The sequence below is a fragment of the Acidobacteriota bacterium genome, from assembly GCA_016196035.1.
GTDB lineage: Bacteria > Acidobacteriota > Blastocatellia > RBC074 > RBC074 > JACPYM01.
In genome coordinates this window covers 55,858-75,582 of sequence record JACPYM010000064.1, presented here as the reverse complement: position 1 = coordinate 75,582, position 19,725 = coordinate 55,858, and the positions used below count along the sequence as shown (strand labels likewise).

The 19,725-nt window shown below is 58.5% G+C and carries 10 protein-coding genes; 7 read left to right on the top strand and 3 right to left on the bottom strand.

What is annotated here, in order from left to right; genetic code table 11:
• The first annotated feature begins 438 nt into the window (after window positions 1–438).
• Window positions 439–2,259, top strand: coding sequence for a CRTAC1 family protein (locus HY011_19475; GenBank protein MBI3425123.1), 1,821 nt, complete (start codon window positions 439–441; stop codon window positions 2,257–2,259).
• 150 nt (window positions 2,260–2,409) lie between these two features.
• Window positions 2,410–4,821, top strand: coding sequence for a penicillin acylase family protein (locus HY011_19470; GenBank protein ID MBI3425122.1), 2,412 nt, complete (start codon window positions 2,410–2,412; stop codon window positions 4,819–4,821).
• Window positions 4,822–4,943: 122 nt separating this feature from the next.
• On the opposite strand, the gene HY011_19465 is transcribed toward HY011_19470, so the two are convergent.
• Window positions 4,944–6,458 (bottom strand): B12-binding domain-containing radical SAM protein, encoded by a 1,515-nt coding sequence (locus HY011_19465; GenBank protein MBI3425121.1) that lies wholly within the window; start codon window positions 6,456–6,458, stop codon window positions 4,944–4,946.
• A 516-nt stretch (window positions 6,459–6,974) separates the two neighbouring features.
• Here HY011_19465 and HY011_19460 point away from each other — a divergent pair.
• From HY011_19460 to HY011_19450, 3 genes are all read left to right on the top strand, one after another.
• Entirely contained in the window at window positions 6,975–9,359 is a 2,385-nt protein-coding gene (locus HY011_19460; protein ID MBI3425120.1) for a DEAD/DEAH box helicase family protein, read from the top strand.
• A gap of 139 nt (window positions 9,360–9,498) precedes the next feature.
• Entirely contained in the window at window positions 9,499–10,929 is a 1,431-nt protein-coding gene (locus HY011_19455) for an N-6 DNA methylase (protein MBI3425119.1), read from the top strand.
• Window positions 10,930–11,305: 376 nt separating this feature from the next.
• Window positions 11,306–12,616: a restriction endonuclease subunit S gene (locus HY011_19450; protein MBI3425118.1), complete on the top strand. Its 1,311-nt coding sequence runs from the start codon at window positions 11,306–11,308 to the stop codon at window positions 12,614–12,616.
• A 321-nt stretch (window positions 12,617–12,937) separates the two neighbouring features.
• Here HY011_19450 and HY011_19445 read toward each other — a convergent pair whose 3' ends face one another.
• The gene (locus tag HY011_19445) at window positions 12,938–16,156 is read right to left on the bottom strand and encodes a glycosyl hydrolase (GenBank protein MBI3425117.1); all 3,219 of its coding nucleotides are present in this window, start codon (window positions 16,154–16,156) and stop codon (window positions 12,938–12,940) included.
• Window positions 16,157–16,263: 107 nt separating this feature from the next.
• Window positions 16,264–16,878 (bottom strand): Uma2 family endonuclease, encoded by a 615-nt coding sequence (locus HY011_19440; GenBank protein MBI3425116.1) that lies wholly within the window; start codon window positions 16,876–16,878, stop codon window positions 16,264–16,266.
• Between the two features lie 188 nt (window positions 16,879–17,066).
• Between HY011_19440 and HY011_19435 the strand changes: the two genes are divergently transcribed.
• Both HY011_19435 and HY011_19430 read left to right on the top strand, forming a co-directional pair.
• Window positions 17,067–18,365 carry a TolC family protein gene (locus tag HY011_19435; GenBank protein MBI3425115.1) on the top strand — a complete coding sequence of 433 codons (1,299 nt, stop codon included), beginning with the start codon at window positions 17,067–17,069 and terminating at the stop codon, window positions 18,363–18,365.
• Window positions 18,362–19,690, top strand: a complete 1,329-nt coding sequence (locus tag HY011_19430; GenBank protein ID MBI3425114.1) for an efflux RND transporter periplasmic adaptor subunit — start codon at window positions 18,362–18,364, stop codon at window positions 19,688–19,690. The genes HY011_19435 and HY011_19430 overlap by 4 nt, the downstream gene beginning before the upstream one ends.
• Window positions 19,691–19,725 lie beyond the last annotated feature (35 nt).

The following is a 19,725-nucleotide window of genomic DNA, read 5'->3' as shown; positions in this document are numbered from 1 at the left end:
GGCAACTAGGTTTCTTGGCAGTTACAGCCCCACCTGATAGTAACGACTTATGGTCTTTGATAATTAAATCCGGCAATGCCCCGCAGAGGCTACGGAAATTAGCCGGGGGTGCGAAGTGCCGCGCAGCCCCCGGACAACGCCGTAGCGGAGTGGCGCCCCGGCAGGAGCGCGGGACGTCGCTCGGGTCTGTCGCCCTGCCGGGGCTTGCGCATGGTTTCGCAGTGTTCCAGAGGTTCCGTTGCGCTTCACCCTTGGCTAATCTCTGGCCGCCCCTACCGGAGCTTCGAACTCGGTTGCTGGATTTAATTATCAAAGACCATCAGGCGGTTGTCGCGACGTCGCCGCGCTCAGCCGCCTGAAGGCGGAACTACAAGCGTGCCGTACCCCGAAGTGAAAACCGATTGAGGGGGCAACCGCCGATTCCCCAGGCATCTGGTAATGGATAGAACCTTTCAAAAAGCGCTCTGGTATTTCCTCTTCATTGCGCTGTTCTGGCGGCCCGCCCAAACACCAACCCAGGCGCAAGACCAGGCGCAGGGCGGCGCGAACACCGCTGGCGCCTTCAAGCCCATCAAGGATGAGCGCAATCGCCCCATCACTGCGGGCGGGTTCGTAGACGGCGCGCCCGTCTATTTCGCCGACAGCACCGCGCGCACGGGCCTGCAAAAATTCCGGCACGCCGGCGGCACTGCCGACAAGCGCTACATCCTCGAATCGCCTTCGGGCGGCATCGCGTTGCTGGATTATGACAACGACGGCTGGCTGGACGTGTATCTGGTCAACGGTTCGACCTTCGCCGCGTTGCAAGGCAAAGAACCCGCGCCGCGCGCCGCGCTCTTTCACAACAACCAAGACGGCACGTTTAGCGATGTCACCGCCAAAGCAGGCGTCGCCAACGAACGCTGGGGCTTTGGCGTTGCGGCAGGCGATTTCGACAACGACGGCTGGACGGATTTGTACGTCACCAACTTCGGCAAGAATCGCCTGTATCGCAACAACGGAGACGGCACGTTCACCGATGTGGCCGAGAAGCTGGGCGCGGCCATCAACAGTTGGTCAACCGGCGCGACGTTTGGCGATTACGACGGCGATGGCGATCTTGATCTGTTCGTCGTGGGCTACGTGCAATTCGATCCGGCGCATCTGCCCGAACCGAGCACGCTTGGCGGCGGGCAGAAGTATTGCTTCTTTCGCGGTCAGCCGGTGATGTGCGGCCCGCGCGGATTGAAAGGCGCGCCCGATCATCTGTTGCGCAACGACGGCGGCAAATTCACCGATGTCAGCAAAGCGGCGGGCGTCGCCGATGAGAAAGGCTATTACGGATTCAGCGCAGCCTTTTGCGACGTGAATGACGACGGCAAACTCGATCTGCTGGTCGCCAATGATTCGACGCCGAACTTCCTGTACCTGAACAAAGGCAACGGCACGTTTGCAGACGCCAGCTACGAGTCGGGCTTCGCGCTCAATGAAGACGGGCGCGAACAAGCGGGAATGGGCTTGGCCGTGGGCGATTATGACAACGATGGGCGGCCTGATGTTTACCTCACGAACTTCTCAGACGACACGAACACGCTGTATCACAATGAAGGCAACGGGCAATTCAACGATGTGACCTACGCCAGCGGGCACGGCACGCCGACGATTCCGTTTCTGGGCTGGGGCACAGGCTTTCTCGATTTCGACAATGACGGCTGGCGGGACGTGTTCATCGCCAACGGCCATGTTTATCCGCAAGTGGACAAGTACGATTGGGGCACAACCTGGGCGCAGCGCCCACTGCTGTTCAAAAACAAATCCGGCAAGACGTTTGAGTTGCTGCCCGCCGCGAGCAACAGCGGCTTGGCCGTGGTGAAGGCCGCCCGTGGCGCGGCTTTTGGCGATCTCGACAACGATGGCCTTGTAGACGTAGTCATCAACAATTGCGACGACACGCCGACCGTCTTGCACAATGAAACGCAGGCCGCCGGACATTGGCTGTCATTGAAATTGCTGACTGGCAAACGCGACGCCATCGGCGCCACCGCTTGGCTGACGGTGAACGGCCAACGCCAGCGTGCCGATGTCATCAGCGGCGGCAGTTATTGTTCGCAATCCGACCTGCGCTTGCATTTCGGATTGGGAGCGGCGACAACGGCTGAGAAGTTGGAGATTCGCTGGCCGAGCGGCACGCGTGAGACCATTGCGGTCAAAGCCGTCAATCAAGTGCTGATCGTGAAAGAAGCAGTAAGGCAAAAGCCAAAGCCAAAAGTTAGCGGATAAAAGCCAGCGCCTTTTTTCGCTTTTGCTGCTGTGCCGCAATAAATTCGCGCGGCGTTCTGACGAAGCCAGGTTGCCCATTGCTCTTCCTCTCACCAAGGCGCTAAGCTCCGCCGCAATTCGGAACCAACCGCACACTGAGGAGACTGACCCATGAAACCCCTGACCATCCTGTTCTTGGTTGTTTTCACTTGCCAGCTTGTCATTACTGCGCCGCCTGCTAGCAAGGCCCAACAGGCCGATTTACAACAACGCGCCCGCGCCGCGCTTGCACAGACCTCCGGCACGCTCAAGTTGGCTGGCTTGCAAAAGCCGGTCAGGGTGCTGCGCGACGACTGGGGCATCGCGCACATTTACGCCGAGACGCAAGACGATTTGTTTTTCGCGCAGGGCTTCAGTGCCGCGCAAGACCGCCTCTGGCAACTCGATCTGTGGCGGCGCACGGGCGAAGGCAAGCTCGCTGAAATCCTGGGTGAAGGTGCGCTCGAACGCGACAAGTTCGCGCGGCTGTTGCGCTATCGCGGCGATATGAAGGCCGAGTGGGCGGCGTATGCGCCCGATGCCAAGCCGATCATCGAGTCCTTTGTGCGCGGCGTGAATGCCTGGATCGAACAAACCAAAGACAACCTGCCGATTGAATTTCAACTCGCCGGTTACAAACCCGAACCCTGGACGCCCGAAGTTTGTTTGACGCGCATGGCCGGTTACGTGATGACGCGCAACGCCGCGACCGAAATTACGCGGGCGCAACTGGCGCGCGAATTCGGCGCGGCGTTTGTGGATGAATGGATGCCCGCCGAACCTGCGCGCAAATTGGAAATTCCAACGGGCCTCGATCTCGCAGGCATAGACAACAAGATTCTGTCCATTGCGGCGGGCGCAAACATCCCAGTGAGTTTCGGCCAAACAGCGCCGAATCCGAACGATGGCAGCAACAATTGGGTGATTGACGGGACGATGTCGGCGACGGGCAAGCCGCTGCTGGCGAACGATCCGCACCGGCAGATTGCGCTGCCGAGTTTGCGTTACATGGTTCATCTAGTGGCGCCGGGCTGGAACGTGATCGGCTCAGGCGAACCCGCGCTGCCGGGCGTCGCGGCGGGGCACAATGAAAGCGTCGGCTTCGGCTTCACCATCGTCGGCATTGACCAGCAGGATTTGTACGTCGAAGAGATTAACCCGGCCAATCCGAACGAATACAAACAGCGCGGCAAGTGGCAGCCAATGCGCGTCGAGCGCGAACAGATCAACGTCAAAGGCAAAGCCGAGCCGGTCACCGTCGAATTGAAATTCACCGCGCACGGGCCGGTGGTTTATGAAGACGCCGCGCGGCAGCGTGCCTACGCGTTGAAATGGGTTGGCAGCGAACCGGGCACGGCGGGCTATCTCGCTTCGTTGACGTTGAACCGCGTGCAGAACTGGAACGAGTTTTTGAAAGGCCTGGAACGTTGGAAAGTGCCTTCGGAAAATCTGGTTTACGCCGACGTAGACGGCAACATCGGCTGGGTCGCGGCAGGCATGACGCCTGTGCGCAAAGGCCCTTCCGGGCAGACATGGTCGGGCTTGCTGCCGGTGCCGGGCGATGGGCGCTTTGAATGGCAGGGTTTTTTGCCGGTCAAAGATTTGCCGCAAGCGTATAACCCAGTGAAGCATTACGTGGCGACGGCCAACCACAACATCTTGCCGCCGGGCTACAAACGCGAGTTGGGTTATGAATGGTCGAACCCGATTCGCTTCGAGCGTATTGATGAAGTGTTGCGCGGCAGTCAACGCAAATTCAGCGTGGCTGATTTCGAGCAATTGCAACACGACGCCGTCTCGCTGCCCGCGCGCGCATTGATCGCCATCTTGAAAGAAGCCAAGTTTGAAGACGCCGCGATTCTGCCTTACGTGCAATTGCTGACGAGTTGGGACGCGGTGCTCAGCAAAGATTCGGCGGCGGCGGCGCTGTTTGAATTCTGGGTGCCAAAGCTGCCGGCGCAAGTCTTCAAAAATCACGTCCCGCTCAAAGCCTGGCCGCTGGTCGCCGCGCGCATCGGTTTGCTGCGCACGCTGGAAACGTTGAAAGCCGCCGAACCACGCTGGTTCGCGCCGGGCAAGTCAGCAAAAGAAGCCCGCGCCGCGCGTGACCTCGCCTTGTATTGGAGCCTGAAAGAAGCTGTAGCCGAAGCGCAGTCGAAACTCGGCGCTGATCCCAAACAATGGCGTTGGGGCAAATTGCACGTCGCGCCGTTCACGCACGCGCTGGCGGCGAATGATGAAACGCGCGCCCTGTTCAACCTGCCCGCCGTCGAACGCGACGGCGACGCCAACACCGTGTTCGCCACCGGTGGCCCCAACTTCCACCAAAATAGCGGCGCGTCTTTTCGGGAAATCCTCGATGTGAGCAACTGGGATAACTCCGTCGCGACGAACGTGCCCGGCCAATCGGGCCAGCCGGGCAGCGCGCATTACGGCGATTTGTTGCCGCTGTGGGCGCGCGGTGATTACTTCCCGCTGCTGTACAGCAAGGCGAAAGTTGAAGCGCAAGCCAAACAACGCTTGACGCTAGAACCTGCACGTTGAGCCACAGGACTTATGCAAAAGAGCATGGAGTTCAGGCTTCAGCCTGTGTTCGAGATTTTCGACACAGGCTGAAGCCTGAACTCCATGCTCTTTTGCGTTGATCGTCTAAACTCTCGCGCAACCTATATCTTTTGCTGCTCCGGCGCGACCACCACAGGAATGACGACTGGGGCCGGGCGCTCTCTGAGTCCTTTGCGGAAGCCTTCGCGCACGAGCTTCGCAATCGTGCGCCGGTTTTGCCAAGCGACTTTCAGCCAAGCCAGCCGCCCCATTTGCGGGAAGTAAATCCCGCGAAAGCTCAGCCGTCCGATGAACATGCTGATTTGCAACCAGATCGGTTTGCCCGCCAACGCATCAACAGCGCGTTCAATTGCGGCTGGGCTGTACGAGTCTGTCCACGCTTGAAACACTTCGGTCTGCGCATCGTCAATCGAAATCTTCAGCGGCGTATGCGCCATCTTGTAGGGCGCAAAATCCAGCCAGTGTTTGGGCCGCGTCAAACGGCCCGCCGCCAGCAGCCGCGCATACAATGGCGTCGAAGGAAAGGGCGTCAATTGGCCGAAGACCGGCAAGCCCGGCGGCCAATCGCGCATCTGGGCCAGCGTGCGGTCAGCCACGCCCACGGTGTCGTTATCCAGCCCGAAGATGAACGACGTGATCGCCACGATGTTGCGTTGCGCCAAGCGATTCAGCACGGCGGCGTAATCGGCGGGCTTGTTGAAGCTCTTATTCACGTCGGCCAGATTCGCCGGGTCTAGGGATTCCATGCCGATGAAAATCCACTTGCCCCCGGCGGCGGCGATCAGGTCAACGAGTTCTTCGTCCTTGAGCAAGTTGGCGCTGATCTGCGCCGTCCAGAAAACCTGCGCCTCGGCGGCGATGATGTCGCGCAACAGCGATTTCGTCCGCTTGATGTTGATCGCGAAGTTGTCGTCAATAAAAAAGACAGCCGTCTGTCCGTGCTCGCTTTTCGAGCGGGCTTTCAAACGCAACAACTCGTTTACCACGCACTCATTGCTGCGGAAGCGGATCGAATCGCCAAAGAAACCCGTCACCGTGCAAAACTCGCAGCCATACGGACAGCCGCGTCCCGATTCGAGCGGGATGATGCGGAACGTGCCCCAGCCGCCGCCGATCTTGCTCAACCAGGGACTCAGGAATTTGGGGATGATGTCGAACTGTTCGAGATTCATCGTTTCCCACGGAATCTTCGGATACGGCTGCAAGCTCGGCTTGCGCTCCTTGCCGTTGGCATCCACAGGCGTGTAGATGTCTTTCAACTCGCCGCGCGCCGCATCGGCCACGATTTGCGCCCAGGTCTCATCGGCTTCGCCCAGCGCGATGGCATCGGCGTGTTGTGGCCCGCCGTCGCGGCCTAACGGTTCATCGGGCACTTCGGTGATGTGCGGCCCGCCCATCACGACGGGCACACCGACGGCGCGCACGGCATCGGCCATGCGGTAAGCCTTCGCAATCATCCGCGTCATCGCGCCGATGCCGACGAGGCCGATGTTGTTTTCGCGCACAAAACGTGCGAGTCCGGCTTCATCCATCGCCTGGGCGTTGCCGTCAATCAAGATGACTTCGTGCTCGGGCGGGGTGAGCGATTGCAACAGGAACATCCAGAGGTGCGGCATGAAATTGCGCGTCACCCCGTTGTCAGGGTTGTATAGGAGTATTTTCAGAAAAAGCCTTTCTGTAGCGGCGGTTTTTAGTTTGTGGAGTGTGGAATTGATTGGTGACGCAGGCAGTCTACGCTGTTATGGCTCGTGTGACCATAGCTGGCGGGAAAAACATGTCTTCCTTGGGAGCGCAGGCATCCCTGCCTGCTTAAAGAAAAGCCGCGCAGCCTTCCTTTTTCTGTGTTGGGGTTTCTATCCAGCGCGGAATAGGAACGCTCCGCGGCAATTTTTATAGCAGGCCAGGCTGCCTGTTCACCGCTGGGCGTTCAATAATTCGGGTGTATCGGTATAATCCGAGTGCCGCGCGGCTGGCGCCGGTTAAGGTGTCGCCGGGCTTGATTTGCCCCCGGCTCAACAAGCTTTATCTTTACTTTTATGGCACTACGGGCTTTTATCAGCAGGCAGAGTGCTGCTAGTCCGCTGAATCAAGATACGGAAAACAGCCGCCCCCCTCACTACAGGCAAGCGCTTATGATTGATAAAAAGTCCCTGTCCGAACGCGACATCTGCACGAAGTACATCACTCCCGCAGTTGAAAAAGCAGGCTGGGACAGGCACACCCAGTTCCTGGAAGAGGTTTCTTTCACCGACGGCAAGATCATCGTGCGCGGCAGGCTGCACGCGCGCGGGACGGCGAAGCGCGCCGATTACATTCTTTACTACAAGCCCAACATCCCGCTGGCTATCATCGAAGCCAAAGACAACAAGCACACCTTGCGCGCGGGCTTGCAACAGGCGCTGGACTATGCGCGCATCCTCGACCTGCCGTTTGTCTTCAGCAGCAACGGCGATGGCTTTCTCTTTCACGACAAGACCGCGACCGAGGGCAACATCGAAACGGAACTCGACAACGACAGCTTTCCTGCGCCCGCCGCACTTTGGGCGAAGTACAAACTCCAGCGCGGCCTCACCACGCCCGACGCCGAGACCATCGCCGCGCAGAGTTATTACGACGACGGCAGCGGACGCCAGCCGCGCTATTACCAGCAGATCGCCGTCAATCGCACCGTCGAAGCCATCGCCACCGGGCAGCGGCGCATCCTGCTGGTGATGGCTACCGGCACGGGCAAGACTTACACAGCCTTTCAGATTGCCTGGCGCTTGTGGAAGGCGGGCGCGCGCAAACGCATCCTGTTTCTGGCCGACCGCAACGCGCTGATCGAACAGACGCGGCGCGGCGATTTCAAACACTTCAAAGACAAGCTGACCGTCGTCAAACAGCATCAGGTGGACAAGGCCTACGAAATCTATCTGGCGCTTTATCAAGGGCTGTCCGGCGCGGAAGAAGCGAGCAACATCTACAAACAATTCTCGCGCGACTTCTTTGACCTGATCATCGTGGACGAGTGCCATCGTGGCAGCGCGCGCGACGACAGCGCCTGGCAGGAGATTTTGCGGTACTTCAACAAAGCCACGCAGATCGGCCTGACCGCCACGCCGAAAGAGACAGAAGAGACCAGCAACAGCGAATACTTCGGCGACCCGATCTATACCTATTCGCTCAAACAGGGCATTGACGACGGCTTCCTCGCGCCCTACCGCGTCGTGCGCGTCGCGCTGGACATTGATCTGGAAGGCTGGCGGCCGCCGCAAGGTTTCAAAGACAAAGCGGGCAAGCCGGTCGAAGACCGCATCTACAACCGCACCGATTTCGACAAAAACCTGGTCGTCGAAGAGCGCCGCAAGCTGGTCGCGCGCAAGCTCACCGAGTTTCTGAAAGGCACGGATCGTTACGACAAGACCATCGCCTTTTGCTGCGACATCGAACACGCCGAGGGCATGACCAGCGAACTGCGCAATGCCAACGCCGACATCGCCGCCGCGAATTACAAATACGTGATGCAGATCACGGGCGACAACGACGAAGGCAAACGCGAACTGGAAAACTTCACCAACCCCGAAGAGAAGTTCCCCGTCATTGCGGCGACTTCGGAATTGATGACGACCGGCGTGGACGCGCGCACCTGCAAGGTCATCGTGCTCGATTCCAACATCAAGTCCATGACCAAGTTCAAACAGATCATCGGACGCGGCACACGCATTGACGCGGATCACAACAAGTTTTACTTCACTATCCTGGATTTCAGGAACGCCACGGACCTGTTCGCCGATCAGGATTTTGACGGCGACCCCATCCGCATCAAGCCTGCCGGCGAAGATGAAGATTTGAGCAAGGTCATTGACGAAGAGGAACACGACCAGACGCCGCTCATTGACCCGGAATCCGGCGAAGAGATCACGCTCGTTCCGCCGCAAATCCGCAATCCTTTTTCCGGCGCGGTGTCGGTGCCGCGCGAAAAGGTTTATGTCAGCGGCGTGGATGTTTCGGTGTTGGTGGCGCGCGAATTGTCGTTCGACCGCGACGGCAAGCTGATTACGCGCAAGCTGACCGATTACACGCGCGAAGTCGTCACCGAACAGTTTGCGACGCTGAACGAGTTTCTGAACAAATGGCACGCGGCGGACAGGAAAGAAGTTTTGATCCGCGAATTGGAAGAACAGGGCGTGCCCATCGAAGCGTTGCGCGAATCGGTGGCCGGCCGGCTCGATCTCTTCGACCTGATCTGCCACGTGGCTTACGATCAACCGCCGCTCACCCGGCGCGAGCGTGCCAACAACGTGCGCAAGCGCGATTACTTCACCAAGTACGGTGCCCAGGCGCGCCAGGTGCTCGAAGCCCTGCTCGACAAATACGCCGACGAGGGCATCGAAGACATCGAAAACATCAAAGTCCTGAACGTCCGCCCCTTCACCGAAATCGGCTCGCCCCTCGAAATCATCCGCGAGTTCGGCAGCCGCGAGCAATACCTGGCTGCCGTGCGCGAACTGGAAAGCGAGCTTTACAAAACGGCATAACCTGGGTACGCAGCGCTTCCAGCGTGCGGTCTCGGCAGCAGACGGAATCGAACCGGCAGGCAAACCCCTCCGGCATTCGTTAGTCTGCTGCCGAGACCGCACGCTGGAAGCGCTGCGTACCCAGAGCGCACAATCACAAATGGCAAACTTACAAGGAATCGTTAAATCCATCCGCGACATTATGTGGCAGGACACGGGCCTCAACGGCGACGCCCAACGCATCGAGCAACTCGGCTGGATGCTCTTTTTCAAAATCTTCAGCGACAAGGACAAGGAGCTTGAACTCACCGATGACAGTTACAAATCGCCGATCCCCGACGAACTGCATTGGGAAAACTGGGCGGGCGATGACGAAGGGATGACGGGCGATGCGTTGCTCGACTTTGTTGATCGCCGGCTCTTCCCCGCGTTGCGCAATCTGGTCGTCGGCAATAACAAACGCGCGTTGATCGTGCGCGAAGTCTTCGCGGGCAACAACAACTACATGAAGAGCGGCATCAACATCCGCAAGGTGCTCAACAAACTCAACGAGCTGGATTTCAACATCGCGCGCGACCGCCACGCCTTTGGCGACATTTACGAAAGCTTCCTGCGCGAATTGCAGAGCGCCGGCAAGAGCGGCGAATTTTATACGCCGCGCGCCATCACGCGCTTCATCACCGAACGCATCAACCCGCGATTGGGCGAACGCGTGCTCGATCCGGCCTGCGGCACCGGCGGCTTCCTGATTGCCGCGCTTGAGCATTTGAAACAACAGGCCAACAGCGTCGAAGCGCGCCAGGCCTTGCAGGACGACGTGATCGGTTGGGAGTACAAGCCGCTACCGTTTTTGCTGGCGACGACTAATCTGATCCTGCACGACATCGAAGTGCCCAACATCACCTTCCGCGACGCGCTGGAACAGCCGCTGACCAACTACGTCGAACGCGAGCGCGTCCACGCCATCCTGGCCAATCCGCCCTTCGGCGGCATCGTGGCGAACAACAACGAAACCAACTTCCCGCAGAACTTCCGCACCAAAGAGAGCGCCGACCTGTTTCTGATTCTGATGGTTCACCTGCTGAAGATGGGCGGCCGCGCCGGCATCGTGCTGCCCGACGGTTCGCTGACCGGCGAAGGCGTCAAACAGCGCGTGCGCCAGCGGCTGCTCGACGAATGCAATCTGCACACGATCATCCGTCTGCCCAATTCGGTCTTTCAGCCTTACGCGACGGTGGCGACGAACCTGCTGTTTTTCGACAAAGGCACGCCGACGCGCGAAGTCTGGTATTACGAACACCGCCTGCCCACGGGCCAGAAGAGCTACAGCAAAACCAAAACGATCCGCCTGGAAGAGTTCACGCCGATCCGGGAATGGTGGGATGACCGCAAAGAAAGCGAGGTCTGCTGGCGCGTTCACATAGAAACGATCAAGGCGCGCAATTACGATCTGGACATCAAGAATCCGAACCGGCAGGAAGAGGCGCACGAACACACCAGCCGTGAATTGATCGAGTTGCTGGAAACGAGTTTTGCCCAAAGCCACGCGTTGCTGGAACGATTGAAAGCTGAGAGCCAGCTCGGAAATTAGATCGGTTTTCACATCGGTGGATGGGAAAAGTTGCGCAGCGGGACGGTACCGCGCGCGTGAGCAAGCGGCGCGTCGAGTTTATGCCGTTGGCTGAACCGCCCAGGCTCCGCTTGCTCACGCGCGCGGTACTGTCCCCGCCCAACGCGCTCCCGTAAACGCAATTGCAAACCGGTCTAGTGCCGTGGCACGGAATGTTTATAGAAACGCGACGAGTGATTCTCCCAAGCTCCATAGGAGCGGCATCTGTCACATTCCGCTCCTACGGAGCTTGCAGATCAGGTTCGATCATCGGCTATAAACATCCGGCTCCTACGGAGCCAAGACGGGAAACTGTGCTTGCTCGAAGCCTGCACACACGAAAGAGACAGAGAAGGAAATGACCTGGAAAAAAGTGAAGCTCGGTGATTTTCTGCGGAGAGTCAAAAACCTGGTTGAAATCGAAAACGAGGCGGCCTACAAACTCGTGACGGTGCGGCTCTATCACAAAGGCGTCGTGCTCAGAAAAGAGGTGCTGGGAAAAGAACTCAGTTCAAACGCGATGCACCAGGTTTCAGCCGGCGAGTTCACCCTTTCCGGGATTGATGCCAGACACGGCGCGTTTGGTATCGTCCCGCAGGAGTTGAGCGGAGCGGTTGTTTCAAATGATTTCTGGTGCCTCGATCTGGATGAGAACGTCATTGATAAGCATTTCTTTCTGAAGCTGACCTCAACCGCCTTCTTTGATGACTTGTGTAAGAAAGCCAGCGACGGCACGACGAACCGGGTGCGCCTGCAAGCCGATAAATTCTTCAACATAGAAATTCTTCTGCCATCGCTTGAAGAACAGAAACAACTCTTCGAACAATTTCAGAAGGTCGAAACCGGCAGCAAGCGGCTGGCCGCCGAACTCGATCACCAGCTTGAGATCGTGCGCCGGTTGCGGCAGGCGTTCCTGAGTGAAGCGATGCAGGGCAAGCTGGTCGCGCAGGACGCAGCGAATGAACCTGCCGCCGTGTTGCTGCAAAAGATCAAAGCCGAAAAGGAAAAGCTCATCGCTGAAAAGAAGTTGAAGCGGGGCAAGCTGCTGCCACCCATTAACTCTGATGAAGTTCTCTTTGAGATTCCCGACAATTGGGCGTGGTGTAGATTGGGAGAGATCACCAATTTTATTGATTACCGAGGCAAAACTCCGACAAAGATAGAGCAAGGAATAAAGTTGATTACAGCAAAGAACGTCAGGTTCGGGAGGTTCTCTAACGAGCCGGAAGAATTTATTTCAGAGCAGGATTACCGGAAACATATGACAAGAGGATTTCCAAGAAGTGGAGACATTTTGTTTACGACAGAAGCACCTTTAGGCAATGCCTGCCTGTTGAATTATGAAGGATCATTTGCGCTGGCACAGAGGATCATAAATATTCAACCAATCAGCTTTAGCAGTAAGTTCTTGTTAAATGCCATTCTCTCCAAAGTTGTCCAAGAGCAGTTGCGCAAAAAGGCAACAGGCGTGACAGCATTGGGAATCAAGTCCAGCAAGTTGGTCGAAGTTCTCATTGCCCTCCCGCCGCTCGCCGAGCAAAAACGCATCGTGGCGAAGCTGGAAACGCTGCTCGCATTCTGCGACGAACTGGAAGCGCGCATCCGGCAAGGCAAAGCGCGCGCGGAAAGCCTGCTGCAAGTGGCGCTGAAGGAAGCGTTGCAGGCGTGAACGCAACCCGCACAAACGCGCGCTCTTGGGCGGCTAAATCGAAACAGCCGAATTTGGAACATTCATTGAAACGCGAACCGTGGCGCGCAAGCGTTCAGAGTTCCGCCTTTAGGCGGCGGCGGCGCGGAGCGCCGGAATGACGCGCCTGCGGCGCGCTGCCGCCTAAAGGCGGAACTCTGAACGCTTGCTCCGGCTGGGGTTTGATTGAGTTGAATGTGCCAAGGTCGGTTGCTTCGGTTTAGTCGCTCGCATTCAGCGCCCGCGTTTGTAGTTCCGCCTTAAACGCGATACGAACGCACATTGCCACAGTTCATCGTTGCCCTACTTTGCCGATTTCACAAACACCGCTGGCACCTGTTTCTCCTGCACCAGCTTGTTAAAGGCAGGCACGTCCGCCGCCAGCACCTGTTTCAACTTGTCGAGTTGCGTGTTGATCCTGGCGACGAGGTCTTCGTAAACGGCGACTTGCTGGTCAGTCGGTTGCGTATCGCTGCCTGCGACCGAGCCGCCAAGCGCGGCGATTTTGTTGTTGAGTTTGATCGGGTAATTGAGCGGGTCTTGGCCGCTTTGGTTTTTGACTTGATACAACTCGACTTCAACGGCAGTGAGTTTGTCGTTGAGCGCTTTGGCCGCGTCTACGATGGGTTTCAGCTCGGCCTGACCGGCGACGCGTTTGGCGTATTCGTCGGTTTGGCGCTTGATGTCGCGGATGTTGGTGATGGCTTCGCTGGTCTCAGAGAACTTGTCGCGGATTTTGACGAGCAGATCGAATTGTTTTTGAAACTCGGCCAGCGTCGTCGGCACGCGCGGGTCTTTGCGTACCTCAAACGTCTCGGTCAGTGTCTTGCCATCAACAGTCAGTTTGACTTGGTAATTGCCGGGCACAGCGCGCGGGCCTGACGTATTGCCTGCCCACAAGATCATGCCCGGAAAGGTCGTCGCGTCGGGGTAGCGCAAATCCCAGGCGAAACGGTTCAAGCCTTTCTCGGCAGGCACGCGCGCGGGGCCGCCGAAGCCGCCACGGCGTCCGCCGCCTGTGGGCGCATCACCGCCTTCGGGCGCGCGGCTCGAAAACTTCTTCACCGACTTGCCAGCGGCGTCTAGGATTTCGAGCGCGATGTCGCCTTTGGGTTTGTCTTTCAGATAAAACCAAATCGTAGCGCCTGATGGTGGGTTTTCACCGATGGCCGCCGCCGCACCGCCACGTCCGCCACCACCGGGCATGCGATAGCTTTCTTCAGGCTTGAAGAGATGCACGTCGGCAATCGTGTTATTTCCCTGGGGCCACTGATGCAAGACCGTCAAATCATCAAGAATCCAGAAGGCGCGGCCTTGTGTGGCGACGACCAAATCTTTGTCGCGTTTGTGTATGGTCAAATCGGTAATCGGCACGACGGGCAGGTTGAGTTGGAAGGCTTGCCAACTGTCGCCGTCATTGAATGAGATGTACATGCCGGTCTCGGTGCCTGCATACAGCAAGCCGCGCCGGTGTGGGTCTTCGCGGATGACGCGCGTGAAGGCGTTGTCGGGGATGCCCGTCACGATCTTCTTCCACGTCTTGCCGTAATCGCTGGTCTTGTAAAGGTACGGATGGAAATCATCGGCCTTGTAAAGCGTCGCGGCGAAATAGGCCGTCGCGGCGTCGTGTGGCGAGGCTTCGATGGAATTGATCTGTGCCCATTCGGGCAAGCCGGGCGCGTTCTTCGTGACGTTTTCCCACACAGGCTTGGCCGCGTGGCAGTCGCGCGTGACGTGAACGAGGCCGTCGTCTGAACCTGTCCACATCACGCCTTTGGTGACGGACGATTCGGCCAGCGTGAAGATCGTGCAGTAATACTCGACCGAGGTGTTGTCCTTGGTAATCGGGCCGCCGGATGAGCCTTGCTTGCTCTTGTCGTTGCGCGTGAGGTCGTCGCTGATGATTTGCCACGACTGGCCTTCGTTGGTGCTTTTGAAGAGGTGGCTGCCGCCGGTGTAAAGCACGTTCTGGTCGTGTGGCGAAAACAGAATCGGGAAGTTCCATTGGAAGCGGTACTTCATCCCTTCGACGCCCCAGCCCATCGGATTGTCGGGCCACACATTCAAATCGCGCGACTGGCCGGTGCGGTGATCGAGGCGTTCAAGCAGGCCGCCATAATTGCCGCCAAACACGACCATCGAATCTTTGGGCGAAGGCTGCACCCAGCCGGACTCGCTGCCCGCCGTCGAATCCCAGTCCTTATCGGTAATGCCGAAGCCGGTCGTGCGCGACGCGATGCGCACGGTCGAACTGTCCTGCTGCGCGCCATAGACGTGATAGGGGAAATCGTTGTCGGTGGCGACGCGATAGTACTGGCCGGTCGCTTGATCTTGCTCGCTCCAACGGCGTCCGCCATCGAAACTCACATTCGCGCCGCCGTCGTTCGAGGTAATCATGCGGTTCGGATCATCGGGCGCGATCCACATATCGTGGTTGTCGCCGTGCGGCGGATTGAGTTGTGTGTAAGTGCGCCCGCCGTCAATGGATTTGTGAAAGCCGACGTTGAGCACATAAACGCCATCCACGTTTTTGGGGTCGGCAACAATGTGCGTGTAATACCAGGCGCGCTGGCGCAGGTTGCGATCGGTGCTGACCTTCGTCCACGTGCGGCCCGCGTCGCTCGAACTAAACACGCCGCCGTCTTCGGCTTCGACACAGGCGTAAACACGCTCAGGATTGGCGGGCGAAACGGCGACGCCGATCTTGCCCAGGATGCCGCGCGGTAGCCCCGGCGCGCGCGAAATATCCGTCCAGTTATCGCCGCCATCGGTTGATTTCCAAAGCCCGCTGTCGGGGCCGCCGCTTTCCAAACTATACGGCGTGCGTTTGGCTTCCCAGATCGCGGCGTAAAGCACGTTCGGATTGCTCGGATCCATGCTCAAATCCACCACGCCCGCTTTGTTCGATTTGAAAAGCACGCGCTGCCACGTCTTACCGCCGTCCTTGCTGCGAAAGACGCCGCGCTCGTCATTCGCGCCCGCCGCGTGGCCGAGCGCCGCGACAAAAACGATGTCGGGATTTTTCGGATGAATTCTGATCTTGCCGACGATGCGCGAATCGGCGAGGCCCGCGCGCGCCCAGGTCTTGCCCGCGTCCACCGATTTATACACGCCGTCGCCGTGCGAGAAATTGCCGCGAATGCAGGCCTCGCCCATGCCGGCGAATACGATATTCGGGTCGCTTTCTGAAACGGCCAGCGCGCCAACGGTGCCGGTGCCAAAAGGCTGGCCGTCGCTGACGGGCACCCAGTTATCGCCGCCATCGGTGGATTTGAAGACGCCGCCGCCGACGCTGCCGAAGTAATACGTATTCGGTTGCGAAGCCACGCCCGTCACCGCGACCGAGCGTCCGCCGCGAAAGGGGCCGATGTTGCGATAGCGCAAACCGGTGAACGGACTGGCCGGTTTGGTTTCTTGCGCGTGGGATGAAGCGTGGTTGATGAAGGCCGCGCTGCCCAAGGCGATGAGTGCGCCGAGCGCGAGCAAAGTCAGAGAACGAGCAGGGTGAAACGTGCGTTGCATAGTGGATTCCTCGCTACGTGAAATAGATTGAGTTGTTCGGGAAAAGTTACTGACGCGGGCATCATAGCCCGTCAGGGCCGATTTGTTTACTGCGCAGGTATGCAATTTCAGGTGGCTGGCTGGGTCGCGGCTGCGGCTGGCTCTGGGAATTTGACCCGCCGGTAAATATCGCGCAGCGAGAGCGTCACACTGAGCGATTCCAGCCTAACGGAGCTATCCAAGCCGATGATGTCGTCGCGCCACCACTGTCCGTTGGGCTGGCGCACATAGCGCGTGACGTGCGGACGTTGTTGTTCAACCAAGAGGTATTCCCGAAATGATTCGATTGCCTGATAGACCAGAAATTTCTCTTCGCGGTCATAAAGTTCGGTGCGTGGCGAAAGGACTTCGCAGATAAACACTGGGTTGAGCAACATCTCAATGCCGCGAAACTCTTCGATCAGCGGCTCGCCGCAAACGCCGCTCACATCCGGGTAGCGGAAGGGCTGGGCGCGCACGGTTTTAATGGCGACGTCGCTGCCGAAGACCTCACACGGGCCATCTGCCAGCAGGTTCTCGATATGGTGACCCAGGTTCTTAGCGATCCTGCCGTGCGCCAGCTTGCCGCCCGCCATCGAAACGATTTCGCCTTCAAAATACTCAAAGCGTTCATCCGAGTTGTGGAGCAACTCAATGTATTCCTCAATCGTGTATTTGCGTTGCAAGTTTGGTTGAGCCGTCATCGGTAATCCTCACAATCTTTCAGATGGCATCTTATCATAGACCACCGGCGGCGAAGCGCTCAAGCCGCGCATTCAGCCGCCTCGTTTATGGTGCGTTTATCTCGGCTGCGGTATGCTGCGGATATGTCGTTTCCCCTTGGTTACAAATTTAAGGGCCTAAAGTTGTGCCTAACGCTATGTTGGTTGTGATGATGAATTTGAAACGCGGCGCGGTGGTGCTGCTGGGATTGGCGGTGTTGCTGACGACTTCAACTGCGCAAACTTTGCTGACGCTGGCCGATTGTCTGCGCCTGGCCGAAGCCGCCCCCAACGATGTCCGTGTGGCCGAACAGGAACGTCGCATTGCCGACCGCGAACTAACCCAGGCACGCGCCGGCTTTCTGCCGCAAGCGCAGGCGCAAACCAATTTCATCTACAACAATCCCAGCGCGCGTGATCCCAACAGTCCCAGCTTTGTGCCGCTCAATGGCATTCGCGAATACGTGCTGCTGGGACAGGTCACACAGGAATTTGATCTTTCGGGCCGGTTGCGCGCCGAATCCCAACGCGCGCGCGCGGCGCAGGGTGTGGCCGGGGCCGAATACGAAATCGCGCGGCGCGATTTACGGCGCGCGGTGACGACGGCCTATTACCGCGTATTGCTAACGCGCCATTTGGCCGAAGTGCAACGCGCCGCCGTGCAAGAGAGCCGCGCGTTTGAAGAACGGACGCGGCTGCTGTTTAACAGCGGCGAGGTGGCCCAGGCGGATGTCATCAAGGCGTCAGCGTTGGCGGCTTCGTTGGAACAGGCGCGCAGCGCGGCGGAGTTGGAAGCCAGCTTAGCCAACCAGGAATTGGCTGCGTTCTGGACGAAAGATGTTGCGGAAGAATTGGCACTGGCTGATACGCTCAACACGCCGCCGCCCGCGCCAGAAGTTGGGCCAGAAGCCACGACGCCCAACCAGGGCGGCGCGCCTTATCTGCAACGCGCCGAGTTCAAGTTGTATGACTGGCAGCGGCGCAGTTTTGAAGCCGAAGCCAAACGCGCGCGTTCCGCCTTGCTGCCGGATTTCAATTTTGTATTTCAGTACGGCCTGGATTCGACGGTGGTGCGCGCCAGCGAACGCGGCTACGCGGCCTATTTCAATTTGCGCATTCCGATCTTTGACTGGTTTCGGGCGCGCAGTCAGGTCGAGCAATCCAAATTGCGCGGCGCGCAGGTCGAAACGCGGCGCGCGATTGCCGAACGCACCTATTCGCGCGATTACCAATTGGCGCTAACGCGCGTCAAACGTTTCTTTGAACAACTCAAACTGACGCAAGAACAAATCCGGCTGGCCGAAGAAGATTTGCGGCTCAGCCGTGTGCGTTACGAAGGCGGCGAAGGCCAGGCGCTAGATGTCGTGACGGCGCAAAGCCAACTCGCACAGGCGCGCGCCGCCTATTTCACGCTCCTGGCGAATTACTTGAACGCCAAGGCCGATTTAGAGGTGGCTTCAGGCCAATGAAAATTCATCGCAGCATCATCAGCATTATCATCGCGCTTTTGTGCAACCTGCCCTTCGCGGGTTGCAAAGCGGCGCATACCGAAGAAGAGAAGCCGCCCAAGCCCGTGGTCGAGGTCATGCTGGCGCAGGCCGAAATCGCCGATCTCACGCTGGCCGTGCGCGCGCCCGCCACGATCTTTCCGCGCGAACAGGCCAATCTGGCGGCGCGCATCACGGCGCGCATCGTCAAATTGAACGCGCGCAAGGGGGACCGCGTGAATGCCGGGCAGGTGCTGGCCGTCTTGGAAAACCGCGACCTGCTGGCGCAACGCGATGAAGCACGTGCCGCCATTGCTGAAGCCGAAGCCAATTTGCAAAAGACCACGTCAGGCACCTTGCCGACCGAAACCGAACGCGGGCGCGGGCAGGTCGCCACCACCAAGGCAGCGCTCGATCAGGCCCAGAAAATTTATGACCGCCGCAAAGCCCTGTTTGATCAAGGCGCCATTCCGCAACGCGAATTGCTGGTGAGCGAAACGGAATTGGCGCAAGCCAAAACCGCCTACGACGTGGCCGTTAAATCGCTCGACCTGCTGGAAAAACAATCGAACGAGCGCGACATCCGCAGCGCGCAAAGCCGCGTCGAGCAAGCGCGCGCGAAGCTGGCCGAGATGAATGCGCAACTCGAATTCACCACCGTGCTCAGCCCCTTCGCGGGCGTCATTACCGAACAGATGATGTATCCCGGCGATCTGGCTAAACCCGACGCGCCCATCTTCACCGTGATGAATCTGTCCGTTGCGATTGCCCGCGCGCAAGTGCCCGAAGCCAACACGCGCGCCGTGCGGCAAGGGCAGGCGTGCAGCTTTGCACCGACCGATCAACGCCCCGAGCAAAGTGAGGCGCTCAGTGGGCGCATCACGACCATCAATCAGTCGGTTGATCCACAGCGGCGCACGGTCGAAATTTGGTGCGAGATTCCGAATGGACAACGCAAGTTGAAAGGCGGCGAATTTGGCACGGTGAGCATTACCACGGGCAGCGCGCGCCAGAGCGTCGTCGTCCCCGTCGCCGCCGTGCAATTTGCCGAAGAAGGCGGCAAAGGCACGGTGATGGTTGTGGACGGCAAAAACATCGCGCACCTCAAAGAAGTCGAAACCGGCGAAGTCGTGGAGGGCAAGGTGCGCATCATGGCTGGTTTGAAGGGGGATGAAACGGTGATCGTTGAGGGCGGTTACAGCCTGCCTGACGGCACCGAAGTCCATAAGAAAGAGAGCGAGAAAGACGAGCAGAAAGGCGAGAAAGATAAAGATAGCGCTGAGAAGAAAGAGAAAGACAAGGAGTGACGCATGACGCACGCATAAGCGAGAATGCGCGCGGA